The sequence below is a fragment of the Streptomyces sp. NPDC102490 genome, assembly GCF_044765285.1.
Classification (GTDB): domain Bacteria; phylum Actinomycetota; class Actinomycetes; order Streptomycetales; family Streptomycetaceae; genus Streptomyces.
This window is the reverse complement of record NZ_JBIWJU010000003.1, coordinates 403,550-427,840: the sequence shown is the minus strand read 5'-3', so window position 1 is coordinate 427,840 and position 24,291 is coordinate 403,550. Positions and strand designations below refer to the sequence as shown.

Below are 24,291 nucleotides of genomic sequence, written 5' to 3'. Positions count from 1 at the left end.
CCGAGCTGACACCTCCCAAATCCCGCGCCTTCGCCGAAGGCACGGGTGCACCTATGAACCTTGGGAGACGGCCCCATGACCCAGCAGTCAGTGGAGCCCAAGATCACCGCCGAAGACGCGGGCGCGGGTTCCCGCGTCCCCGGCGGACGGTCTTGGCTCGACCGGTACTTTCACATATCCCACCGGGGATCCACGGTCGCGCGTGAGGTGCGCGGCGGCATCACCACCTTCATGGCGATGGCGTACATCGTCCTGCTCAACCCCGTGATCCTCTCCGGCAAGGACGCCGCCGGAGACACCCTGGGCCAGAAGGCCCTGATCACCGCGACGGCGTTCGCCGCGGCGGTCACCACGCTCCTGATGGGCTTCGTCGGCAAGGTGCCGCTCGCCCTGGCCGCCGGGCTCTCGGTCTCCGGCGTGATCGCCGGCCAGGTCGTCCCGCAGATGACCTGGCCGCAGGCCATGGGCATGTGTGTGATGTACGGCGTGGTGATCATGCTGCTCGTGGTCACCGGGCTCCGCGAGATGATCATGAACGCGATCCCGCTCGCCCTCAAGCACGGCATCACCATGGGCATCGGTCTGTTCATCGCCATCATCGGCCTGGTCAAGGGCGGCTTCGTCCACCCGGGCAAGGCGACCCCGCTCTCCCTCGGCCCCGCCGGTGAACTCTCCGGCTGGCCGGTCCTGCTCTTCGCGGGCACCCTGCTGCTGATCTTCATGCTCCAGGCCCGCAACACGCCCGGGGCCATCCTGATCGGCATCGTCACCGGCACGATCGTCGCGGCGATCCTCAACGCCACCGGCGTCATCGACCCCAAGCAGTGGGCCAACGGCGCACCCGAACTGCACGGCAGCGCGGTCTCCATGCCGGACTTCTCGCTCTTCGGCAACCTGGAGTTCGGCGGCTGGGGCGAGGTCGGCGCGATGACGGTCGGCATGATCGTCTTCACCCTGGTGCTCGCCGGGTTCTTCGACGCGATGGCCACCATCATCGGCGTCGGCACCGAGGCCAAGCTCGCCGACGACAAGGGCCGCATGCCGGGCCTGTCCAAGGCGCTGTTCATCGACGGCGCCGGCGGTGCCATCGGCGGTGTGGCGGGCGGCTCAGGGCAGACCGTCTTCGTCGAGTCCGCGACCGGCGTCGGCGAGGGCGCCCGTACCGGGCTGGCCTCGGTCGTCACCGGCGCGTTCTTCGCCGCCTGCCTCTTCTTCACGCCGATCACCGCGATCGTGCCGCAGGAGGTCGCCTCCGCCGCGCTGGTCGTCATCGGCGCCATGATGATGATGAACGCCCGGCACGTGGACTGGGCCGACCGGGCCACCGCGATCCCGGTCTTCCTGACCGTCGTCCTGATGCCGTTCACGTACTCCATCACGGCCGGGGTCGCCGCCGGTGTCATCTCCTACGTCGCCATCAAGGCCGCCCAGGGCAAGGCCCGGGAGATCGGGGCGTTCATGTGGGCCCTGACGGTGATCTTCGTCGTCTACTTCGCCCTGAACCCGATCGAGAGCTGGATGGGCGTGCACTAGCCGCCACGACGGGAACCCTGCACGTACCCGTTGGCCGAGGAGGACCGGAAGGTTCGAGGAGGACCGCACGATGCTGGACATCGCCGAAGAGCTGCACCGGTGGGTCGAGCAGGGCCGCGACTTCGCCGTGGCCACCGTGGTGGCCGTCGGCGGCAGCGCGCCCCGGCCGCCCGGCGCCGCCCTCGCGGTGGACGCCGACGGCACGGTGGCCGGCTCGGTCTCCGGCGGCTGCGTGGAGGGAGCCGTGTACGAGCTGTGCCGGCAGGCGCTCCAGGACGGCGAGACCGTCGTGGAGCGCTTCGGGTACAGCGACGAGGACGCCTTCGCCGTGGGCCTGACCTGCGGCGGGGTCATCGACATCCTCGTCACCCCGGTACGGAGGGGCGACCCCGTCCGTCCGGCCCTGGCCGCGGCCCTCGCCGCCGCCGCGCGCGGGGAGACGGCGGCCGTGGCCCGCGTCGTGAGCGGCCCGGCGGAGCTGACGGGCCGCGCGCTCGTCGTCCGCGCGGACGGCACCCGCACCGGCGGCTTCGGCGGCCACCCCGAGCTGGACCGCACGGCTGCCGCCGAGGCGGGCGCCTTCCTGCACGCCGGGCGCACCGGCACGCTGGAGATCGGTGAGCAGGGCTCGCGCTGCGGAGCACCGCTGACGCTGCTGATCGAGTCCTCCGTCCCGGCCCCCCGCATGATCGTCTTCGGCGCGATCGACTTCGCCTCGGCACTGGTGCGGGTCGGCAAGTTCCTCGGCTACCGGGTGACGGTGTGCGACGCCCGCCCCGTCTTCGCCACCGAGGCCCGCTTCCCCGACGCGGACGAGATCGTCGCCGAGTGGCCGCACGAGTACCTGCGGCGCACCGAGGTCGACGCGCGCACGGTGCTGTGCGTCCTGACCCACGACGCCAAGTTCGACATACCGCTGCTCCGGCTGGCGCTGCGCCTCCCGGTGGCGTACGTCGGCGCGATGGGCTCCCGCCGCACCCACCTCGACCGCGAGGCCCGCCTGCGCGAGGCCGGGGTGAGCGACCTGGAGCTGTCCCGCCTCAGGTCCCCGATCGGCCTCGACCTCGGCGCCCGCACCCCCGAGGAGACGGCCCTGTCCATCGCCGCCGAGATCGTCGCGACCCGCCACGGAGGCACGGGCACCGCCCTGACCGGCGCCCACACGCCCATCCACCACGACGAACCGTCGGCCCCGAGCGCGCCGACGAGGCGCATCGATTCGGTGGCGTAGCGCGCGGGACCTGGGTGCCGGGGGAAGCGTGCCCCGTGTCTCGGGCACCACGAGCTGGCGCTGCGGACGTTCGCCGAGGGCGGCCGCCCCCACCGAGCCCAGACCGCTGGCCGGGAGCAGGCCCGAGTTGCACACATAGCAAGTCTCCCGTCGGAACCATCCCTACGGGCGCAGGGAGCAGCAGGCCGTGCAGCACAGAGGCGACCACGCACCGGGACCATCCCCACGGATGCGGGGAGCAGTCGTGCACTACGCGGCCCCGGGCGCGGAGGCCGACCATCCCCGCAGGAGCGGGGAGCAGATACCACCCGCCGCCCGAGCCGCGCTCGCACCGGGACCATCCCCGCGGGCGCGGGGAGCAGCTGCCCACGGCGACGGCGATCGAGATTGTGGCGGGGCCATCCCCGCGGGTGCGGGGAGCAGAAGGGTGCGGCGAACGCTGCGGCCGTGAAGCGGGGGCCATCCCCGCGGGTGCGGGGAGCAGGACGGCGACATCGCCGCCGATGCGATCAAGGAGGGGCCATCCCCGCGGGTGCGGGGAGCAGGCTGGATGACCTGCGCCTTTGCAGACGGCGGAGGCAGGTCTCGAGAGTCTTCATTGATCTGGCAAATCGGCCATAAGTTAATCGATGTGCATCAGCCTCTGCCGAAGCGTCGGCGTTTGGCGGCTCTGCTCCAGCCGGATGGTGGTCCGTTCTGGGGTGCTGGTCCGGCGGTGGGCGCGTTGGGGTCCGGGCGGTGGATCAGGGTGATGCCTTCGTGGTCGGTCGGGTGCCAGGCGTGGTCGTGGGTGCGGAAGGTGAAGCCCTGCTCGTTGTTGGTGGTGTGGGCCAGCAGGGCGCGGCCCTGGCCGGCGTACTGCTGGACTTCTTCCCAGAGTGCGTCGCGGATGCGGGCGGAGGGGTTGCCGACGAAGACCCCGGCGGAGATCTCCAGCAGCCAGCGTGTGAGGAAGCCGCGCAGGCCGGCCGGGCAGTTGGTGAGGACGATGACGGTCACCAGAGTTCGTCCCCGTAGTCATCGGGACCGTCGTAGTTGGTGCCGGAGGCGACCTGGTGGCCGTGATCGCTTTGGAGCGTGACCACGTCCCGGTCGTCGGCGGAGTCGCTGGAACCGGCCATTTCGGGGAGCAGGAGGCGCCTGATGTCGTTGACGCACCGGTCAAGCAGGGACGTTTCGTTGATGCGGTCCCGTAGCGCGCGGCGAGTGCGAGGGCCGGTGTCCTCCTCGTCCTGCGCAGCCACGTCGAAGGCGAGCGGTATGCCGATCTCCGTCTTGTAGAGGTCGGCGACGTCCAAGACGAAGGACAGTTCGTGGCCGGAGTGGATGAAACCGAGAGCCGGGCTGCATCCCAGGGAGGTGACGACGGCATGGGCGATGCCGTACATGCACTGGGCGGCTGCGGTGATGGCCTGGTTGACGGCGTCGCCGCTGGTGAAGTTGCCGGGGGTGTAGCGACGGCCCCGCCAGGGGACGCCGGTGCGGGCCGCCTCCGTCCGGTAGCAGTCCTTGACCCGTCTTCCCTCTCGGCCGAGGAGTTCGTGCCGGGTGAGACCGGAGGGGTCCTCCTCCGGGAAGCGCAGCCGGTACATCGCCCGGGCCACGGCGAGGCGGCTGCGCTGGTTGGCCCACTGGCGGGCCTGGGCCTCCATGAGGGCGGCGGAGCGGCTGAGGGCGCGGCCGGAGGCGTAGTAGCGCACGCCGTGTTCGCCGACCCAGCAGACGGCCGCACCGGTTTCCCCGAGCACGCTCATGGCCTGGTGGGTGACGCGGGTTCCGGGGCCGAGGAGGAGCGTGCCGATGGTCGCGGACGGGATGTGAGTCGTGCCCTCCGCGTCCTGGGCCGTGATGGCGTTGGCGTCGCGGTGGACGGTGCAGCGTTCCAGGTAGACGAAAGAGAGGCGCTCGCCGGTGCGGGTGAGCTGCCGTGGAGTGAGTGCCGTGCGTTGGGAGACCGTGCTCATGGGGTGGGCCTCGCCGGCTGGGTGAGGGGGGCCAGGGTGAGGAGGCCGCAGCCGTACGCGCGGGCCCGGCCGATGCCCTGGGTGAGAGCGCGGCGCAGCGCGGCGGGGTCGGTGACCTCCAGTCGGCCTTCGAAGGTGACGGTGACGACGGTGACCGGCGTGTCGCGGCCGCTGCCCTGGCCGCGGGCTTTGTCGAAAGCGAGAGAGCGACTGTCCCGTATGGCCAGCTCGTACCGGTCGCCGGAATGGGACCGCTTCTGGTGGGTGGTGCCCCCGGGCAGGAGACGTCGGTCTGCCGGTTTCTCGCAGACCCGGAAGCCGAGGCGCTTTTGCCGTTCCTCGTCGAGCAGCCAACCCATCTGGTGAACGGGCGTGAGGTGTGCGGTGAGCTTGCGGGGTTCGCCCTCCTTGCGGCGGACTGTGTGCACGGGATTCGCGGTCAGGCGGAACGCCCAGCGGTCGCCGCCGGTCAGGCGGTCGAGAAGGGGGGCGTAGGAGCGGGTCTGCCAGCCGGGCTTCTCGGGGTCGGCGACGGCGGGCCATCCGGCCTGCTCGACCAGATGGGTCAGATCGGGACGGTCGGGGCTGACGATGTACAGCAGCACCTCGGCGCGGCCCCGCTGGTCCAGGCGCCACAGCACGCGTGGTGCGTCGGGCTGCGGACTGTCGGAGGGCAGGATGTGGGGGAAGGACGACATGACCGCCGCGTGCATGGCCTGGGGCGAGGACAGCAGGCGGCGAGCGCCGGGCCGCGCGGTATTGACGCGGAAGCGGGAGAGGAACATCAGGCGCTCTCATTCTCCAGGGCATCGAGGGCCGCGAACGGGTCGTGCGGACTCTGCGGGCTGCCGCCGCCGGCAGGGATCAGAGTGGGTACGGCGATGGTGACGACGGTGCGCAGTGCGTGCCGCCGATGGGCAGCGTCGAAACTGACCGGCTGGTCGCGCAGGACGTCGGCCGGCTCGGCGGGCCCGTCGGCGGCCTTCTCGTGCAGGACGGTCAGGGACTGCGGGGCCCGGTGGCGCCTGCGGTACCAGGCGGAGGCCTGCCACGGCACGTTTGTCAGCGCGTTCTCGAGTGTCGTGTCTTCGTACAGTGCGAGGTCGACCGGCGCGGAGGGCGGGCACGAGCGCCGACCGAGATACGGCAGGTAGACAGGGGCGCGCAGGGCGTCGTGCAGGCCGGTGAGCAGGGTCCGGTTGCCCTCGACGGCGGCGACGAAGACGGCGTCGGCGAGGTAGAACCGCTCGGACAGCGGCATGGACGCCCCGGTGACGCCGTGGTGGGCAGTGTGGAAGTCACGAATGCGGGTGCCGGGCTGGTCGATGCGGACTCCGAACCGCAGTGCTGCCAAGGGCGCCAGATTCGTGTCGTCGCCGCGTTCAATTCCGGCCGCCGAGGCGAGCAGGCCGATGACGCCGCTCTTGGTCGGTGCGGACTCGGTGGTGCGGCGGGTGAAACGGGAGGAGGCCCCCCATGACTGCAGGGGGCCCGCCAGGCGAAGGACGAGTACGCCGGTGCTGCTCATGCGGACTTGTCCAGGCGTTCGGTGACGGCCTGTCCGATGGCGGCGGCCAGTTCACGCAGCGTGCCGGTCTCGGTGCCGAGGTCGGCGAGCTTGTGTGTGGCGGGGCCGACCCGCAGGACCCAGGTGCGGGTGGTGTCGGGGTCGCCGTAGGCGCGCTCGATGTCCGAGGCGTAGGCGGCGAGCCGGTCGGCGGCCTCGCGCAGGTGTCCGCCGCCGTCGCTGCGGACCGGGTCCTCGAAGGCGGCGACGTAGCTGATGGGCCGGGTGGTGCGCAGCTTGACGACTACGGCGTCGGGCTCCGTGTGATGACCGAAGGTGTTGATCTTTCCGGTGGGGAGGGACTCCACGAAGGCCTGCACGAAGGCTTCTACGGCCCGGCGCACCGGCTCGGTGCGTGGTTCTTCCTCACGCAGACCCTGGCCGAGGTTGTCGGCGAGCAGGTGCACGCCGAGGGCGGCGTAGCGGTAGAGCGTCGCGGAGTTGAAGTCGATGGTGCCGATCATTCCGGCGCCGGTCTCGTCGTCGGTGTTCTCGTCGTCGACGGCCGTGTAGTAGTCGGACTCGTTGTCGACGCGGTGGACGCTCAGGGCATGCGCCACCTGGACGGCGGCGTCGACGTTGATGTCGGCGACGTCGGCGACCATCCGGCCGAACAACGCGATGTCCACGGAGTGCCGGGTGTCCGCGAGTTCCTTGGCCCGGGCCTTGTTTTCCTTGGACCTGAGGAACGATGTGATGTCGTCGGCGCCTTCCAAGGCGAGGCGGGCCAGGCCGTCGAGCTGCCGTGAGCTGAGGAAGACCAGGTACTTGCTCTCCGGAGCGGGAGCGGAACTCCCGTCCTTCTTCGCCTGCTCGGCCTTCCGCTTGGGGATCTCGGTCTTGAAGCCCGCGGCCTTGACCGTCTCGTCGGCGAGCTGCAGTGCAGTCTCCCGTTCGACGGAGTCGTCGAGTCCGGTGATCCGGTCGGCCAGCAGCTCCACGATCTTCTTCGTCCGTACGCCCAGCTCGGCGGGGTCGAGCAGGTGCTCGTCCGCGAAGCAGGTCCGGATGGCCCGCTTCCACGCCTGGCTCGAGACCCGGGCGCGGGGGACTCCGCCGTAGACGGCCGTCTTGGGGGCGCCCGTGTCGTCCCGGTTGAGGTTGCTGGGCGGGACGGTTTGCAGGGCGTGCACGTCCAGGAAGATGCGGTTCACGAGGCGTCCTTGTCGGTGTCCGGGGTGGCGTTCTCGTCGGTGTCCGGTCGGGTTCGTAGCTGCTCGTGGAAGGAGCGGCCCCACCGACGCCGTACGGCGGCGGGCCCGTCGGGGTACTGCCAGAGGTAGAGCTGGCCGGCGAGGAGCGCGTAGTCGAGCGGGACCGGGGTCTTGGCGCTGCGCAGCAGGGCGACGATGTCGCGCAGCCGCTGGGTGAGCGTGGCGAGGTCGGGGGCAGTGCCCGCGCGGACCAGGCGCTTGCGGATGGGCGCGTCGGTGCCGTCGGTCGGCATCAGGCGTCGGACCGCGGCGCCCAGGCCGCCCGGCCGCTGACGGGTGTGCCTGCGGTGCATGGGAACCCCGCGCGACTGCTGGTGGAATGCCCACAGGGTGAGGGCCGCGTGCAGCGCGTTCTCCGCACGCTCCAGCTCCTGTTCGCCCAATGGCCTTGCTCCTGCGGCCGTGGCGTGGAGTGGGTCGGTGTCGATCAGGCTCCACAGGTCAGGTGTCTCGCCTGCCTCACGACCCGCGCCGCGGCGCAGTCGGGCGAGCGCGCCGACGGCATGGGACCTGTCCTTGAGGTACCCCTCCTGCCAGGACCCGATGAGTGCGGCGGCGAGGTCCGCGACCTGCTGCTGAACCGGGACTGCGGAGCGCGGGGCGGATGTGGATGCGGACGCGGTCATACGTGCACCTCCGAGTCGGTCGCGGCGTATTCGGTTCCCGTCGGGCCGGTGGACCCTGGCTCGGATGGGCCGTCCTCCGCCGAGGCGGCGCCCTTCCCGCTGGAGTCCGGGGCATCTGAAGAGCTTGAAGAACGCGAGGCGCCGCGAGAGACGGGGTTGCCCAGCGCCTTGGCCAGCCGCCCCCGGAACCACACGTCGGCCAGGCCCGCGTTCAGCCAGTGAGTGCCGCCCTTGTTATCGGTGTGCATCCGTCCCTCCCAGGCCGCGTCGCCCGCGGCGGCGATGAGACGGTCGCCGAGGCGGCCCACCGTGTGCCGTACCTGGCGCTGCCACACGTGCCGGTGCTCGAAGGGGTCGGACGCCTCTGCCATTCCGGAGAGCCAGCCGCGGTACGGATGGTCCAGCGCGTCGAATCCCTCCGCGCGGGCAGCAGTCTTCGAACCCTCCTGCTCGGATCCACGTGCCCGGGCCAGATCGGCCGCGAGGTCCCCCAGGATCCGCACCGCCCGGTCGGCGTCCTCGGCCGCGGCGATGGCTTGCGCGGCGTAGGCAGGGTCCTGCGAGTGCAGCAGGACGACCGGCATCTCCAGGCGGTCGTCGACGACCTCGTCGATCACGGACTGCTGGGTCCCGTACCGGACACCCACCACCCGGGTACGGACGAGGAAGCGTCGGGAGAGGTGGCCTTCGGTCACGAGCCGCGCGACCCATTCGAGGATCCGCGGCCGCAGCCGGGAAGGCCCCTCGGCGCCGCCGGTGTTCTCCAGCCGGTCGGCGAGGAGTGCGGCGATGCCCCGCCAGGCCGCACGGGCCGGATCGTGCTCCAGCGGCAGAAACACGGGGGATTGCCCCAGCTTCTTCTCCTGCGCAGGGCTGCGCCGCCACGCAGTCATCGGCTCGCCGCGGTGCATGTTCCGGGAGACGAGCGGATCGCCGTAGCCGAGGACGACACCGTGAACGCCGTCCGCATCATGGTGCAGACGCACCCGGCGCGACCGCCAGGTGTACAGGTCGCGCAGACCGGTCGCGGACCGCCCGTCGGACCCCGGTCCGCAGGGCTCACGCCGCCAGGCCGGCCGGTCGTCGGCGGAAAATTCCAGCAGCTCCGTGTCCGCCGCCACCAGATTGAGCAGCAGCGTCTCGCGCAGCGTGGCACCCTCCACGAAGACGCCACCCAGGCCCCCCGCCCAGCCGGTGCCGAGCGGGTACACCTTGCCGCCCTTGACCCGGTCGTCACCGACCATGCCGGACTTGATGCCGGAGGTGTCGTACGCGTGGACGTGAACGATCCAACGGGCGGCCTCGGCGAAGGACAGCCGCCGCACGTCCGGCATCCGCGCGCTGAAGAACGGCTCCCCGGCCGGCACGTCGGCCACGATCCGGTTGAGGGAGAACACCTCGTCCTTCGCTGTTCGCAGCCCGGCTGACTGCCCGAACGGCGCGACCGGATGCAGCAAGTCGAACCGGTCGTGGTGCTCGTCCAGATATGCCTGGACCGGAGCGAAGCAGTCAGGGTCCTCCCAGAGCTCCGCCCACTCCTCGATGTCACCAGGGCCGTCGAGCGCGTCGTGCGCGACGGCCAACAGGAGACGGACCAGGGAGAACTCCTGGGTGGCCAGTTCACCCACGACGCAACGAAGAACATCGGCCTGGGCGAAGACCTGGCGGAGCGACAGCTCGTCCTGGGACCCGTCACACCGCAGCACACCGATCCAGGGCTGGCTCGTCAGATCGAAGGCTGACGCATTCGGTCTGCCGGGAGCGGATTCAGGCATGGGTCTCCTCAAGGTCGCTACTCGACTGCAGCGAGAACAACAGCCTGCCAGGCAGGACTGACAACGCCCTATGGCCCGGTAAGGGGAGGGGCGGCGGGGCCACTTGCGGCAAGTGACGCAGCACATCCTTCTGGTCAGGTAGGGTACGGCGAAACAATGGCAACAGCCTTAGGGGAGTAGGATGTTGAGTAGCTGGGGTCGTTGGATCCTCGTCATTGGGGCGGTCATAGTCACCTTCTGGTTAGGTCTCTTACTGGGCCGCGTTCTGCTGTACGGGGGGCCTGATGACGAGTCCGTCAAGTGGGGCATTGCCACGGCGCTGGCAACTGTGGTCTCGCCCGTGGCCGTCCTGCCGCTGGTTCGCTGGGCCCAGCTGCCGAAGGAGCATTGAGCCTCCTCTGTCCGCGCGGCAGCGCGATCCTGTGTACGTTGGGCCAACGGCCCGAAGCTGATGACATACAAGTCGTCGTGTCGTAAAGCCACTGCTCCCCACTCCCCGGGGATGGCCCCAGCCTTAGGGGCGTATATCACTGCTCCCCGCACCTAGCGGGGATATTTCGCGGTTCAAGCCGTCGCCGCTTCGTCTGCAGCTCGGGTCACCTCAAGACCGTCACTCGGGCTGTAGCGGAGTGCGAAGCCTGCCAGGTGGGTCTGACGGTCCTCGTCGAGAGCGAGAATCAGCTGGTCGGCGAGCCAAGGGCTGTCCTTACCCTGCCAGTTGGGGAGGTACAGCTGTTCCAGCTCCTCGATGGCCCGATCCATGGTCTCGCCGGAGAATTGCAGGGGGAGCCGCAGTCCGCAGCTCGCGGCCGTACGGGCCGCGAACCGTGTCGGCGTCGCATCCTGCGCCAGCTCGAGGCCAGCCCGTGGTCGGCCTTTGCCGTCCGGCTCGAGCCACGGAAGGGTGGCGAGGCTGCCGTCGCTGCGTCGTTGTACGACGACGACCTCCAAGCTGTCCCGGCTGTCGCGAACCTGGGCACGCCCGGTGGGGGTGTCGTCGGTGTCACCCACGCCGGCGGCGACCCAGCCGAACAGTGGCCGCCCCGGTCTTCCGACGGCGCCCAGCCGGAATACGGCGGCGCGTTGGGCCTGGTCTTCGCGGTGCTCCTCGAACCGCTCGGCCGCCGCCTTCATCGCGTCCTGCCAGCCGTCCGGCCCGACCGGGCCGTCCCCGTACGCGCTCTGCACGAGAGGGCTGATGTCCTCCGGGAGGCGCACCGGCCGCCTGGGCCCGCCGTCCAGGTGGGGGAGGAGCACCGCCGCCGACCGAAGCAGGGCGTGCCGCCCGTACACCGCGACGGACCCGCGCACCGGTACGGGTACCTCCGCGTCCCAGCCGACACCTGTCACCAGACAACGCGCGCTGCGCAAGCGTTCGGGGCGGTCCTGCTGTTCCTTTCCGCGCCGGTGGCGGTGCAGGCGGCCCATGCGCTGCAGGAGCAGGTCGACTGGGCAAAGGTCGCTGACCAGCAGGTCGAAGTCGACGTCCAGGGACTGTTCTGCGACCTGGCTGGCGACCACGATGTGCCGGCCCGTGGGTCGGTCGTCTGTCTTCTCCGGGGGCCCGAAGAGGCGGAGCAAAGCCTTGTCTTTGCCTGCCCGGTCGAGGTCGACGAAACGCGAATGGGCGACCGTCACGTTCTCGGCACCGAACCTGTCACGCAGGACGTGAGCCGTTTCCAGCACCCGTGTGACAGTGTTCCGGATCACCAGGGCGCACCCGCCGCCGGTCAGCTCACCCTCCAGCCGATCGGCGAGGACGTCCAGGCCGTCGGCCAGACGCTCGACCCGTACCTGCGTGGACCGGGCCGATGCCTGCGGGCGTCGGACCAGCGGAATGCTCCCCGGAGCGACGGCGGTCAGCAACGGGTACGAGTCCGACCCGACAGCTTCCCCGGCGACGACCGCCGCATCACCACGGCCGGAGTACGCCGCCACGAGGTCCCGCCTGCGTGAGGCAGGCAGAGTCGCGGACAGGACCACGACCGGAACCCGGTATGCGCCCAGCCAGGACAGCACCCGGTCCAGGTACACGCTCATGTAGGTGTCGTAGGCGTGCGCCTCGTCTACGACAACGACCTTCCCAGCCACGGCAAGGTGACGCAGTGCCAGGTGCCGGCTCTTCAGGCCGGCGAACAGCAACTGGTCGATGGTGCCCGCCACGAACGACGCCAGCATGGCCTTCTTACGTCCACGCAGCCAGGCATGCGCCACGAGCTCGGCTCCCGCACGGCGCTGTTCGTCCAGTCTCGGCCTGGGTGCGTGCGCCGCTTCGTCCACGTCGACGGCCGTGACCCCTCCGGTACGGGCCATCAGTCCGGCGAAGTCCTCGTTGAGGGCCGCCTTGGAATGGGCCAGGTGTACCGAGCGGCGTGAGCCCGCCACCGACGGCACCCGGTCCAGCCAATCGATCAGGCGCGGGAACATCGCATTGCCGGTGGCCATGGTCGGCAGGGCGAAGAACACCCCGCCGGCACCCGAGCGTGCTGCAAAGATCTCGGCTGTGGCGAGGGCTGCCTCCGTCTTCCCTTCGCCCATCGGTGCCTCGACGATCATCAGCCCGGGCGTCTCCAGCTCCTGGGCGAGTTCCACGGCGGCTTCCTGGACGGGGCGTGCCTCCGCTCCCGCGGGCAAGTCGAAGCGGGAGGCGAACACCTCCCGAGCGCTGCCCTCCGGCCCTTCGGCCCGCCAAGGCTTCGGCAAGTCCAGGCCCTGCCAGGCCGCGGCAAGACGCTCATCGTCGCTGCGGGATGCGTCGTCGGGAAAGTAGGGGAAGAGGTCGGGATTGCTGGCGATCCAGTCGGAGACGATGACCAGTGCAGTGAGCAGCACCTGCACAGGCTGCGGCAGTCTGACCCGCTGCCATTCCCCCAGCAGTTCGGCCACGCCGAACTGCTCGGCGCAGGCGTCGAGTAGCTCGGTCTGCACCTGCCGCCAGACACGGCTGCTCGTGCCTGGCGTACGCAGTAACTGCTCGTGTTGGTACAGGGCCTTGATCTGCCCGTGCTCGGGCGGAACACCGTGATGCCCGCCCACAGCAACCGTGAACTGCCCAGTTCGGGCGGGCGCCCAACCGTGCCGTTCCTCCAGCCATTCCCCCAGCAACACCTGCCCGGCCAGACCGTGCGGCGCAACCCGTCGGTCCGGTCCCAGGGCCCTCGCCGAACGCATCTCCAGCCCTTGACCGCGCATCGCGTCGGCAAGCTGGTCGACCTGACACGCGAACGCCGGCGTGGCCTTGCCGATGTCGTGCACACCAGCGAGCCACACGGCGAGGGCACGCGCGTCCGCATCCCCCCGAGGCAACGCCTCGGCGATCAGCCGCCGCACTCCTACGGGCAGCCACCGGTCCCACAGCAGGCCCGCCACCGCGGCACTGTCCTCCATGTGCCGCCACAGCGGGAGCCACCCATCGGTCTTGCAGTCATGCTTGGCCCACACCGCCCTGGCCGGCTCCCCAAGCCGACGCAACAGGCTGGAACGGGCGTTCCCCCCATCACTCATGAGGGATTCCTACAGGGAAAAGCTGGCCCGCCCCACCAAAACGAGCAAAGAGGAGAGTCCGCTGAAAGGCAGCACTTCCTAGTCATATGATGATCGGCTAACCATGGACGCGCCTACCGAACGACCCGCCACCTCATGTCCTATTGGCCGGAATCTGTAAAGCTTGCCGAAAACACGCCTCTGCGGCCATAAACTCGCAGATCAAGCAGTCTGCTCCCCGCACCCGCGGGGATGGTCCCGACGACACCCCCAAGCCCCGCCGGCGCACCGCCTGCTCCCCGCACCCGCGGGGATGGTCCCGGCTGGGACTCCGTCATCGACGAGCGGACGGACTGCTCCCCGCACCCGCGGGGATGGTCCCAGCATCAAGGGCTCGGGGATCCGCCGCGGCGACTGCTCCCCGCACCCGCGGGGATGGTCCCGGAGACGCAACCGCCAAGGGGGATTCAGGCAGCTGCTCCCCGCACCCGCGGGGATGGTCCCGACCTGTCCCCGGCAGAACGCCTCGCGAAGCAGCGCACCCCTGCTCCCCGCACCCGCGGGGATGGTCCCACCTGCCGCGCCTCCTCGACGCTCAGGTCCCACTGCTCCCCGCACCCGCGGGGATGGTCCCACCGAGCCCGTTGGCACGTCGATGGACACGTTCTGCTCCCCGCACCCGCGGGGATGGTCCCCGGCCACCGGGCCCCGGGTCCACACCGAGAAACTGCTCCCCGCACCCGCGGGGATGGACCCGCCCGGGCCGACGCGAAGCAGGCCCGCAAGGACTGCTCCCCGCACCCGCGGGGATGGTCCCGACATGCTGGAGCTCCTGCTCCGCGACATCAGCTGCTCCCCGCACCCGCGGGGATGGTCCCTGGCCGTTGACGAACAGGCCGGCGGCGCCGACCTGCTCCCCGCACCCGCGGGGATGGTCCCCGTCTGCTCCACCCAGCGTTGGAATGTGAGAGCTGCTCCCCGCACCCGCGGGGATGGTCCCGATCAACCTTGCGACGGGGCCCGGGGCAGCGACTGCTCCCCGCACCCGCGGGGATGGTCCCGATCCGAAATATCCAGGACAGCTGTGGCTCACCTGCTCCCCGCACCCGCGGGGATGGTCCCAGGTGTCACCACAGGCTAACCCCAAGATCAGTCTGCTCCCCGCACCCGCGGGGATGGTCCCTCGTTCTTGCGGGCGGCGACCGAAAGGTTACGCTGCTCCCCGCACCCGCGGGGGTGGTCCCTACCACTCCGCCCGAGACCTCCCCCCGGCAGACTGCTCCCCGCACCCGCGGGGATGGTCCCCACCCCGAGCACGGCATCGGCTGGGTGAGTCTCTGCTCCCCGCACCCGCGGGGATGGTCCCCACCCGCATGAGCACCACCGAGACCGAGCACGCTGCTCCCCGCACCCGCGGGGATGGTCCCGCCCGGCGCATCCTCGGCCCCCGGTTCCGCGTCTGCTCCCCGCACCCGCGGGGATGGTCCCGCGCTCGCCTGCGTCCAGAGCACGTCGGGGCGCTGCTCCCCGCACCCGCGGGATGGTCCCCGTCACGGCGCGCGCCCAGGCCGACTGCGTCCCTGCTCCCCGCACCCGCGGGGATGGTCCCGAGGCGTACGCGTTCGCGGCCATCAGCCCGGCCTGCTCCCCCCACCCGCGGGGATGGTCCCGGCCAGTTCCGGGTCATCACCTCGGTGACCGACTGCTCCCCGCACCCGCGGGGATGGTCCCTGCGACCCCGAGGTCTTCGACGAGGCCCACTACTGCTCCCCGCACCCGCGGGGATGTCGCCGCATGGATGCCCGTAGGCGGCGTTCCCAATCGTGCAGATGGGGACGCCGTCGGGACCGGGTCAGTAGGCGAGCGTGAGGCGGCTCTCCGGCTTGTTGATGATGTGGCCGGGCGCGGCTCCGGTCGCGGAGGGGGTGACGGTCATCCGCGGTACCGCCAGGCGGGCGGTGCCCCATGCGTCAATCTGGGCGATGAGATCGTGGGCCAGTTCCTCGCCGCGCGGCCCGTATGCCGCCGCACCGAGCCGGAACGGGCGTTCCGGGTCGACGCCTTCACGGGTCAGGGTCAGGTAGGCGAGGGAGCCGCCTTCGACCAGGACGGGGCTGCGGCCCGGTGTGGCAGGCCTGTGGATCAGGTCCTGGCTGATGGCCTCCGCGGTGGCTTCGAGTCGGCATACGCGGTCGTCCTCGGCTGTAGCGCGCAGCCACACGCCGTCGAACGACTCCTCGCCGCCGATTCGCTGCGCGGAGAGGAAGTGGCCGGTCGGCTTCTTCGCCGCCAGGGTGTCGGCGAGAGCGTCGGTGTCGATGACCTGGTCCTGGTCGTAGTGGAGGCGGATCGTGTCGGTGGCGTTGAGGGACGCCGTCTGCTCGCCGTTCTGCCCGATGACCGGAATGAAGCCACACAGCTCCATGCCGTCGGAGACCAACTCGTCCCCGTGGCGGGTCAGGGCGACCGATTGAGTCTGGCCGCGCCAGCGCAGCGGCAGTACGAGGCGTCCGCCGTCCGCCAGTTGGTCCCACCAGATGGTCGGAATGTCCCAGATGCCCACTGTGGCGATGATCCGGTCGTACGGCGCGTTCTCGTGGACGCCGAGCAGGCCGTTGCGCTCGATGACCGTGACGCTCTCGTAGCCGGTCGCGTTGAGGGCGGACCGTGCGTGCAGGGCGACGTCGGAGTCGATGTCGACTGTGGTGACGTTGCCACCACCGACGAGTTCGGTGAGGAGAGCGGCGTTGTAGCCGGTACCGGCACCGATTTCGAGAACTTTGTCGCCGGGACGAGCGCCGAGTTGATCGAGCATCATCGCGACGACGGACGGAACCGACGCGCAGGACAGCGGGAGCGGCTGGCCGGGGTTGTCCTTGATGGTCACGGCCTGGTCCGTGTACGCGTTCTCCAGCTCGATGCCCCGCAGGAACGCGTCCCGGGGCACGGTCCGCATGGCGCGCTCCACCTCGGAAGGCACAGCGCGTTCGCTGAGGATGGCGTCGACGAGCCGGTTGCGGAGTCGCTCGGCCGTGGGGGTCTGGCTCACAGTCACATCGCTTTCAATTGAGGAGGAGGCACGTCTCCCACCCCAGGTCGAGGGGGCGGGAGGTGTTGAGCGTGTACTGGGTGAGGCGGACGCCGGCGTTGCCGGTGAGCAGTCCGGCGTCCTCGGGTGTCTCGGCCCGCGCCATGGCGGACTCAAGGCGTGCGTGCAGCCCCGGAAGTTCGCCGGTGAGGTCGGGGAGCGCGGCGTCGGAGGCGATCCGGTCGGTGGCCAGGAGCAGCCCCGCCCATCCATGGCAGACCGACGCCTCGGTGATCTGACAGGTCTGCCGGAAGTCGGTGACTGCCTGGAACGCCGTACGTTCCGCGAGGTGGCGGGCCGTGTCGTCGTGGAGGGCGAGCGCAGCGAGTTGCAGGGCGCGCGTGATGCCGGGGGTGCCGTAGCACCACGAGGGGCGGCCCGGTGCGGCTGCCGGCTCAGGGCCTTTCCGGTAGGCGTCCAGGGGCAGGAGTTCGGGCCAGCCGATGCTGCCGTTGTCGAAGGGCTGCGCCCACGCGGTGAGGTGGGCGATGCCCTCGGCCAGGGCATCGCCCTGCCCGTCGACGGTGTGGCCGGCGCGGCGGGCCAGGGCGAGGAGGGCGAGCGGGCCGGCCACACCGTGCGCGATCCCGAAATTCGCGTGGCCATGCGCAAACCGGCCGGTGCCGACCGCATCGCGCGGGTCGGTCGCCGCCCACCATCCGGGGACTCGGTGACCGTCGATGGTGAGAGGCCCGGTGAGCAGCCGCACCAGGTAGCGCAGCACGTGATTGAGGACGTTGTCGCGGCCACGGTGGAGGAGGTACGCACCGAGGCCGGTGAGACCACTGATCAGGTCGTACTCCCGTAGGCGTGGCGGACGTCCGTTGTCCATGCGGCGGTGCGCGGCATCCAGTCGGTCCGAGACGATCGCGACCGTCTCGGCGTCGAGCTGGGCGAGGGACCGCGCGTAAGCCGAGTTTCCCGCGATGTGCAGGACGTATGCGACCGCGGGCGCGCCTCGGTAGAGGTTGGCCTGTGCCGGGTGAGCGGCGACGGGACGGGAGCTGATCGCCTTCGCCGCGGCATGGGCCGCCCTCCAGTCGCCTTGCTCACGGGCGACCACCATCTCGTACAGGGCGTTTCCGGCGAGGCCGCCGCCGAGGTCGTCGTGATTCATGGCGTCCTCCTCAGTAACAAGGATCGGCAGGCCTGCCGTGCTGCGTGGCGAGCCGCGGCCTCACTGTCCCGGTCGGGACCGATCAGCCGGTTGTGGTGCATGTGGAGCAGGGATTCGAGGGACTGCCCCAGACGGCTCGTGTCGGTCTGCGTTCGGTAGGCCCCCAGCGCGGCCCGCCGCTGGGCGATGGCCTGGGTGAGGCGGGGCGTCGCGTTCAGCAGGGGGTCGGCCTGCACATGGTCGACGGTCTGCCGTGTAACGTCGAGACGATCCGTGCCACGCGCCGGAGTCCGTGCGGGAGTTCGCGCCGTCCAGGCCCGGCCCTCGTCGGTGCCGAGGAATCCCTCTGCCATGTCGACCATGTTCAGGGCGCAGACCGCTTCCCTCTCCAGGGCGGGCACGTCGGTGAGAGCGTAGCGGGCCACGAGGCTGTCGGCGACGAACACGTTCTCGGCCGCGTCCATCGCCGTCCCGGTGCCGTAGCGGCCGGTCTCGGGTCGGTAGCCGTCGAGGACGAGCTGCGAGGCGAGTCGCTCTTCGGTGAGCCGCTTCATCCAGTTGGACAGGGCGCGCAGGCGCAGGGCGGCCTGGCGGTCGTCCGGCCCACCGGTGGGCACGCGGATTCGGAGATGGTCGGTCTCCTGCAAGGATCTGTACCGCACGTACCACACGTCGGAGGTCCCGAGCGTGTCGAGCAGTTGGGGTAGCCACAGTGTCAGGATCTGATCCATGGCGGTGGGGTGGGTGAACACCTTCGCCTGAGTCCATCGTTGCTCGGTGTCTCCGGGGTGCGCCAGGCTCTGGTTCGTCACCACGGGGGCGCGGGTCAGATCCGGGTGCGGCGCCTGGGGGCGCGTCGTGGCCAGCGGGACGGTGAACTCGTGGGCGTGGCCCAGCCAGCCGAGTTCATCGTCGTGCACGGCCTCGGTGAGCACCGTGTGCGTGTTGCGGCGAAGGTGTTGGTGAATGAGGCGTGCGTGGAGGGGTTCCGTCCGGTCCAGGGCCATGCTGCGGTCGTCGTCCAGCAGTTGCACCCCGGCCGGGCATCGCCAGGTGGCTGCCCATTCGGCCAGCGCCTTGTGCCAGGCCGGCCCGAACGGACCGGCCGGCAGGTACGCGGCGGACAGCTTCCACCGCGCCGGGGTCAGAACGGTGCGGCGATGGCGGACACGCGGCAGATAGGGGAGCGCGGAGGCGACCGGTCCCCAGTCGAATGCGGTCCACGCCGTCGCGAAGCCACGCCCCAGCTGGGCCAGGAACCGGACCAACGGAGGAGCCTGCTTCTCCAGGGCGAGGGGGTGAAGGATGTGTGGCTCGACGATGCGCCGCCGGGACATGCTGACGAGGTGCAGATGCTCTCCCGTGGAGAACACAGCGAGGTCGTCGATAGCGATGAGGCCGTTTGTCGCCGCCCGCGTCTCGCCCGCGGGGATGATGTAGGGCAACAGGGCGGGGATACGGGAAACGTTCTGGGCGTGCGGGAAGTCCGGCACGAACGAGAGCTGTGCGGGCAGGGCTCCTCGGGTCATGGTGGGCAGTGTTCGGTACAGGTCCGACAGTCGGCGTCCCAGCAGGGAGGCGAAGCGGCCGGACAGGACGCCGGCCGTCCACGCCGGCCGCACGTCGAGCGTGAAGTCCCCGTTCCCCAAGGCTTCCTTGTCGACGGCCCGGATCCTGAAACCGATCTCCACGTGCGGCGCCGTCGGCATCTCCGGCCCGCTGCCGGCGAGATCGTCGATGTCCTGCTCCGTGAAGACGATCTCGCGGTCCCCGGTCATGGCCGCCTGCATGGCTCGTGCCGCCAGTTGTTCGTCGCGCGGCAGCACCCTGAGCGGTGCCTCGCTCCACACCGACATCGGATAGTCGGCGGGGAGCCCGACGCCTGCGGCCAGGTCGGCAGCGTCACGGACGGGGACCAGGACCCCGGCGCCGTAACGCTCCCAGAAATGCGTCTGGTAGGCGGCCCATGCAGGTGATTCCCCTTGGGCACGGGTCAGGCGTACGAGCGTGTGTGCGGCACGTTCCACCTCGTCCAGGACCTGGTGAGGCACGGTTACCTGGGCATCAACGCACAGGTCCAGGCTGATCCTGCTCCGGCAGTCGGTCGGCTCGATCTCGTGCATCCCCTTGTCGGCCAGGGTGCGTAGTCCGGGGGCTGCCTCGGGCTCAGCCCGATTGTGCAGAGCGAGGCCCCGTCCCGTTTTCCCGAGGCGGTCGATGATCCGGACCGTGTCCGGTTCGAGCGTGTCCCCATGAGGCCGCAGTGTGCTCACGATGTGCCGGGCGGGATCCTCGACCGTCATGGGAGCGGCGATATCGCTGGTTAGATACCCGTCTTCCAGAGCCTGCCCGATCAGGCGGACGGCTTGTTCGGGCAGGCCGCCCGCCTCGGCCAGCGCCTCAAGGAGGCGGCGGCCCGACGTCGGTGTGGCCGCCGCCCTCAAGAGGACGGCCAGGGGAGGGGGCACCGGCGCGCCCGCCAGGCGGCCGCCCGGCCGGGGTGTGCAGATGGTGTTGCCGCGCCGGAAGGACACGGTGTTGACCTGGATGCTCAGATGCGGAAGCACATCGGCGCGACACTGCAGCGTACGGCGCACGTGATCCACCCATAGGGTGTCAGGGCGCGCCACGGCCCGGTGACCGGTACCGAGCTTCGCGGACACCGGCCCGACGTCGGCGAGCGCCACACCGGCGAAGAGACCGAAGGGCGTTGCTCGGGCCGATGCCCGCAGAAGGTAGCCGGCGACGGACAGGGTCGCGCTGCGGACCCGCTTCTGAGGGACTTCGTTGCCGTTGAGAATCCTCTCGACGAAGCCGACCAGCCGCGGAGACGCCGCGCGCAGCGGAACGACAAAAGCATCGTTGCTCCACACACGGGTGAGCCAGAGGCGGCAACTGTTGAGCGATTCGACATCGGGCCAGTCGTCCGGGCGGGCCCGTACCGGTAGGACGGCGGCACGCAGGACCAGCACGTCACCGTGCCTGCGGAAGACAGGACGCGTCGTCATCGGCGATTCCTCATCATCGGCGATTCCTCGGTGGGCGGTGCGTCGGTACGGCGGTGCGGGCGCGGGAGAGCACACCGCACCGCCGCGAGGAGCATGCGTGTCAGCTCGATGCGCAGGACGAGGCGCAGGTCTTGGCGCAGCCGTCACCGGTGCCGCAGGCCTCGACGATCGGGGTCGGAGCCCGGGTGACTGTGGTGATCAGTTCCCACTCCTCGACGGGCAAGGGCTCAGCCATGGCTGCGGTCGGCTGTGGAGGCTGGTAGGTCGGGTTGGACATTGATGCTCCTTGGTGGTCGGTCCGCCCTCGAACGGGCGGGGGGCAGGGGATCTCAGGACCCCAGGTGCGGGCTGCCGTGCCGCGCCGTGCGGGTGCAGCCTGCAACTGGGACGCTGCTTGGCACAGCAATACGGCGCCAGCGCATGGCGGGCCCCACGGCGTCCGGGCCGGCGGGCGAGGCCCAGGGTGGTGCTGGGCGGGGCCGGCCGTACGCCGGCCCGGTGACCGGTGGCGTCACTGCCGCTGCCCGGTGGGTACGGGAAGGCTGCACCAGGTCGCTGCGCCGTCCTCGCTGGTGCCCCAGGTGCCGCCGCTCTGCTCGGCCAGGACTTCAACGAGCCTCAGCCCACGCCCTGTCTCGGCCTCGTTGTCGATCTCCCTGAGCTCCGCTCGACCCGGCATGTCGTCGATGACGGCGATGCGGAGGCATCCGCTCCGGACGGTGAGGTTCAGCGTGAACTCCGTCGTTCCGCTGTGCAGCAGGGCGTTCGTCAGCAGTTCGGAGGAAATGAGCAGGACGTCGTTGATCAGCATGTCGAGCCCGTGGTGCTTGAGCTTGGCGGCGGCGATCCGGCGGAGGACGCCCACCCGCGCCGCATCCCGGGAGCGGGGCCTGCCGTCACTGCGGCGAGGGGCCACCACGATCCGCTCGTTCATCAATTCCCCGTCGACAAGCGGGGCTGTGTGATGGGTCCCTACCGCTGTCGTCACTCCGGCAGGTCTGGAGGACATGAGGAGACTCCTTGATCCATGAATGTGCACGTCCGGCCCCTTTTCAGCGAGGGCCGCGGCTGTACGGAGCTGTGGAGGAACTGCTGGAGACGGCGGGAGGGGAGGCCCGGGCGCGGTCGTGGGAGCCAGGTTCGGGTTCGAGGCCGGGGGCGGGCCGCGTGAGTCCGTAGAAGGCCAGGCGCTCGTTGTCGTCGTCCCATGTGGCCGGAGGATGGTCCCCCCCCACTCGACGGCGTACGAGGAGCGCGGTCTGCGCTGCCACGTGATGCGCGAGCCGGGGAAGCCGTTGAGGGAGGCCAAGACGTCACGGACGGCCAGCGCCACGGCGAGACTGTCGGCACCGAACCGGCCGCCGCGCCTGATCCCGCCCACCGGCACGGCGAGGAGCGGCATGCGGAACACGCAGACGGCGATGCTTCGCAACAGGAGTCCGGCATCCACCCGGGCCCGGAAGTACTCGAAGTCGTACGCCTCGGCCGGAGGCATGACGACGACGTCGGACTCCGCCGGTGGTGTCAGACCGACCATGGTGTCGCCTCCTCGCCGTCCGGCAGCAACAGCTCCAACAGGCCCTGAGTGGCGAGAGCGAGGCGGCGAAGGTGACCGAGCCGAGTCATACCGTCCGAACACGTCGGCTGCATCAGGGCGTCGTTCGCCCTCGCGATGAGCCGCGCCCTGACTTCCGGTTCGCCGGGCTGCTTTTCGGTCACAGCGTCGGCCAGGGCCGCGAGGTGGCCCGGCGCTTCGCTGGTCCTGCGGGCGCGCTCGACTAGGACGGGGACGCCGTCCTCGGCCGGATCGGCTCCGTGTCCGAAGACTGCTGCCACGTCATCGAACGCACGGTCGACCGGGAGGCCGGATCCGAGCATGACGACGATGCGCACGAGGTCCTCCCCGTGCTGGGTCCAGAGCGGGACGGGTGAAACGGGCGGGGGAGCGGGCGGAGCTTTCGCGGCGGTTGTGGCAGGCGCCATGGGGCGGTTTCCTTTGAGGATCTGGGAACGGGGAAGGGAAGGCGGTGTGATGCGCTCTATGAGGGTCATCGCTATCGGCCCCCCACCTCCGTCGACTGTGCTCGGACGCGCACTTTCAGTGACTATCGGCGATCATCGTTCACCCACTGCACGTGGCCCCGCCATGGCCTGGAGCATGGCTCCTGCGGTTCCTACGGGTGACACACCTGGCCTCGGGATAGCTTTGAAGTGGCTTCCGCACGAGGCGTATTGCCGCCCAACGGGGAGCCGGGGTCCCCTTCAGGGGAAGGGATCCATCCGCAGGCCGTGAGGCGCGGCTCCGCAGACTTGGGGGCGGGATGAGAAGCGAACCGAGGACACTGCTCGCCAAGCTGTGCGACCGGGACAAGCTCACCTACCGCCGGTTCGACAAGAGGTTCAACGAGACCGGCGTTCGCCTCTTCGGCAACAGCCCCAACAACCCGACGTGCGGGGAGACGCAGTTCCGGCGCTGGACCGGCGGCAAGCTCACCGGGTTACCGGGGCCGGAGACCTGCCACGTCCTGGAGGCCATGTGGCCCGGGCACACTGCAGCTCAACTCTTCGCTGCACTGCCGGCGGACGATTCCCAGGTATCCGCGTTCGACCTGGAAGAGCGAGTTCAGATGACCGCACGTGAAGCCCACGACGGCGCCGACGCGACCGCCGCGGCGTCCATCTCCGACAACACCATCGACGAACTCCGCGACCATGTGGTGAGCCTCGCCCGGCGCTACCACAGCCTGCCGACCGCAGGCGCCTACGAAACGGCCGACAACCTGCGCCGCGAGATCGAGCGACACCGGGACCGCACGCAGGTCCCGTTCCAGCAGCAGACCTTGATGATCCTCAACGGGCAGACGGCCGCGCTTCTCGCGGTCGCTGCGTTCGACCTGGGCTACTTCCCCAGCGCCCGTACCCTGGCCCGCACCGCGGCCGTGTACGGGGAGAGCACGCGCTTCGCGCCCTTGCAGGCCTACGCCGACGGCACCCTGGCCTACATCGCCTACCACTCGGGCGAGTCGAACGAGGCCCTGGCGAAGGCGCGGCGAGCACTGTCGTACGCCGGGCTCGGCGACGTGGCCCGACAGCGCCTGAACGCCATCGCCGCTCGGGCGTACGCCCACCTCGGCGACATCGAGTCGGCACGTCGCACCATCCGGCTCTCCCAGGACCGCGGCCAGGACGCGCGCGACGAGCTGCACGACGAGGTGGGCGGCGAGTTCGGCTTCTCCGAGGAACGGCTGGCCATGTCCAACAGCACGACGGCGCTGCTCATGGGGGAGGCGGAGCAGGCCGAGGCTGAGGCCGGCCGCGCCATCGCCCTCCTCGGGCAGCGGGCGCGGGACGGGCAGTCCCCTCACGTTCTGGCGGGCGCGGCAGCCGATCTGGCGTACGCCCGTCTCCTGTCCGGCAACGTGGAAGGCGCGGCGGAGGCGCTGGTGCCGCTCTGGGACGTGCCGGCCGAGCAGCGCAAGACGGGCGTCGTCGTCCGGACGGCCCGGATCGGCAGGCACCTGGCACGGCCGCACTACCACGGCTCGCACCTCCCGTCGCAACTGCGTGAACAGGTCGAGGAGTTCACTCGGGTCTCCCCGCCGTACCGACTCGGCCCGTCCGCGGCACTCCTGGCCATCGGGCCCTGATCGCGGAGAACACGGGGATCGGACGAGAGGGGCGCCCG

Annotated in this window: 16 protein-coding genes, 3 pseudogenes and 1 CRISPR repeat array; of the genes and pseudogenes, 3 read left to right on the top strand and 16 right to left on the bottom strand. The window is 70.4% G+C overall.

Annotated features, from left to right (window positions below; translation table 11 throughout):
* Nucleotides 1-75: 75 nt before the first annotated feature.
* Together ACIRGB_RS08525 and ACIRGB_RS08520 are read left to right on the top strand one after the other, a co-directional pair.
* On the top strand, nucleotides 76-1,533 hold the full coding sequence (locus ACIRGB_RS08525) for an NCS2 family permease (protein WP_403860213.1): 1,458 nt from the start codon (nucleotides 76-78) through the stop codon (nucleotides 1,531-1,533).
* Nucleotides 1,534-1,603: 70 nt separating this feature from the next.
* Complete coding sequence (locus ACIRGB_RS08520) at nucleotides 1,604-2,764, top strand: XdhC family protein (RefSeq protein ID WP_403860210.1); 1,161 nt, start codon at nucleotides 1,604-1,606, stop codon at nucleotides 2,762-2,764.
* Between the two features lie 636 nt (nucleotides 2,765-3,400).
* Here ACIRGB_RS08520 and cas2e read toward each other — a convergent pair.
* The 16 genes and pseudogenes from cas2e to ACIRGB_RS08440 form a co-directional block, all read right to left on the bottom strand.
* Nucleotides 3,401-3,763: a type I-E CRISPR-associated endoribonuclease Cas2e gene (gene cas2e, locus ACIRGB_RS08515; RefSeq protein ID WP_403860207.1), complete on the bottom strand. Its 363-nt coding sequence runs from the start codon at nucleotides 3,761-3,763 to the stop codon at nucleotides 3,401-3,403.
* 8 nt (nucleotides 3,764-3,771) lie between these two features.
* A pseudogene (locus tag ACIRGB_RS08510) lies at nucleotides 3,772-3,885 on the bottom strand (type I-E CRISPR-associated endonuclease Cas1); the annotation flags it as partial.
* Between the two features lie 21 nt (nucleotides 3,886-3,906).
* A pseudogene (cas1e, locus tag ACIRGB_RS08505) lies at nucleotides 3,907-4,728 on the bottom strand (type I-E CRISPR-associated endonuclease Cas1e); the annotation flags it as partial.
* Nucleotides 4,725-5,513 carry a type I-E CRISPR-associated protein Cas6/Cse3/CasE gene (gene cas6e, locus ACIRGB_RS08500; RefSeq protein ID WP_403860204.1) on the bottom strand — a complete coding sequence of 263 codons (789 nt, stop codon included), beginning with the start codon at nucleotides 5,511-5,513 and terminating at the stop codon, nucleotides 4,725-4,727. The gene cas6e and the pseudogene cas1e, both read right to left, overlap by 4 nt.
* Nucleotides 5,513-6,256, bottom strand: a complete 744-nt coding sequence (gene cas5e / locus ACIRGB_RS08495) for a type I-E CRISPR-associated protein Cas5/CasD (RefSeq protein ID WP_403860201.1) — start codon at nucleotides 6,254-6,256, stop codon at nucleotides 5,513-5,515. The genes cas6e and cas5e overlap by 1 nt, the downstream gene beginning before the upstream one ends.
* Nucleotides 6,253-7,449 (bottom strand): type I-E CRISPR-associated protein Cas7/Cse4/CasC, encoded by a 1,197-nt coding sequence (gene cas7e / locus ACIRGB_RS08490; RefSeq protein WP_403860198.1) that lies wholly within the window; start codon nucleotides 7,447-7,449, stop codon nucleotides 6,253-6,255. Before cas7e ends, cas5e begins: the two co-directional genes overlap by 4 nt.
* Entirely contained in the window at nucleotides 7,446-8,135 is a 690-nt protein-coding gene (casB, locus tag ACIRGB_RS08485) for a type I-E CRISPR-associated protein Cse2/CasB (protein ID WP_403860196.1), read from the bottom strand. Before casB ends, cas7e begins: the two co-directional genes overlap by 4 nt.
* Entirely contained in the window at nucleotides 8,132-9,910 is a 1,779-nt protein-coding gene (gene casA, locus ACIRGB_RS08480) for a type I-E CRISPR-associated protein Cse1/CasA (RefSeq protein WP_403860193.1), read from the bottom strand. Before casA ends, casB begins: the two co-directional genes overlap by 4 nt.
* Nucleotides 9,911-10,474: 564 nt before the next feature.
* Nucleotides 10,475-13,297, bottom strand: coding sequence for a CRISPR-associated helicase Cas3' (gene cas3 / locus ACIRGB_RS08475; protein ID WP_403860646.1), 2,823 nt, complete (start codon nucleotides 13,295-13,297; stop codon nucleotides 10,475-10,477).
* 327 nt (nucleotides 13,298-13,624) lie between these two features.
* Nucleotides 13,625-15,185: a CRISPR direct-repeat array (repeat unit 29 nt; unit sequence CTGCTCCCCGCACCCGCGGGGATGGTCCC).
* A gap of 60 nt (nucleotides 15,186-15,245) precedes the next feature.
* A complete protein-coding gene (gene fxlM, locus ACIRGB_RS08470; protein ID WP_403860190.1) occupies nucleotides 15,246-16,442 on the bottom strand; it encodes a methyltransferase, FxLD system in 1,197 nt (398 codons plus the stop codon).
* 13 nt (nucleotides 16,443-16,455) lie between these two features.
* Entirely contained in the window at nucleotides 16,456-17,598 is a 1,143-nt protein-coding gene (locus ACIRGB_RS08465; protein WP_403860187.1) for a lanthionine synthetase C family protein, read from the bottom strand.
* On the bottom strand, nucleotides 17,595-20,606 hold the full coding sequence (locus ACIRGB_RS08460) for a lantibiotic dehydratase (RefSeq protein WP_403860184.1): 3,012 nt from the start codon (nucleotides 20,604-20,606) through the stop codon (nucleotides 17,595-17,597). Before ACIRGB_RS08460 ends, ACIRGB_RS08465 begins: the two co-directional genes overlap by 4 nt.
* Nucleotides 20,607-20,706: 100 nt before the next feature.
* Nucleotides 20,707-20,883 carry an FxLD family lantipeptide gene (locus ACIRGB_RS08455; protein WP_403860181.1) on the bottom strand — a complete coding sequence of 59 codons (177 nt, stop codon included), beginning with the start codon at nucleotides 20,881-20,883 and terminating at the stop codon, nucleotides 20,707-20,709.
* Nucleotides 20,884-21,117: 234 nt separating this feature from the next.
* A complete protein-coding gene (locus tag ACIRGB_RS08450; protein ID WP_403860643.1) occupies nucleotides 21,118-21,540 on the bottom strand; it encodes an ATP-binding protein in 423 nt (140 codons plus the stop codon).
* A gap of 297 nt (nucleotides 21,541-21,837) precedes the next feature.
* Nucleotides 21,838-22,101 (bottom strand): annotated as a pseudogene (locus ACIRGB_RS08445) (DUF6302 family protein); the annotation flags it as partial.
* Nucleotides 22,102-22,130: 29 nt separating this feature from the next.
* Nucleotides 22,131-22,499 (bottom strand): hypothetical protein, encoded by a 369-nt coding sequence (locus tag ACIRGB_RS08440; protein WP_403860178.1) that lies wholly within the window; start codon nucleotides 22,497-22,499, stop codon nucleotides 22,131-22,133.
* A gap of 428 nt (nucleotides 22,500-22,927) precedes the next feature.
* Between ACIRGB_RS08440 and ACIRGB_RS08435 the strand changes: the two genes are divergently transcribed.
* The gene (locus ACIRGB_RS08435) at nucleotides 22,928-24,253 is read left to right on the top strand and encodes a DNA-binding protein (RefSeq protein ID WP_403860175.1); all 1,326 of its coding nucleotides are present in this window, start codon (nucleotides 22,928-22,930) and stop codon (nucleotides 24,251-24,253) included.
* The last annotated feature ends 38 nt before the right edge of the window (nucleotides 24,254-24,291 follow it).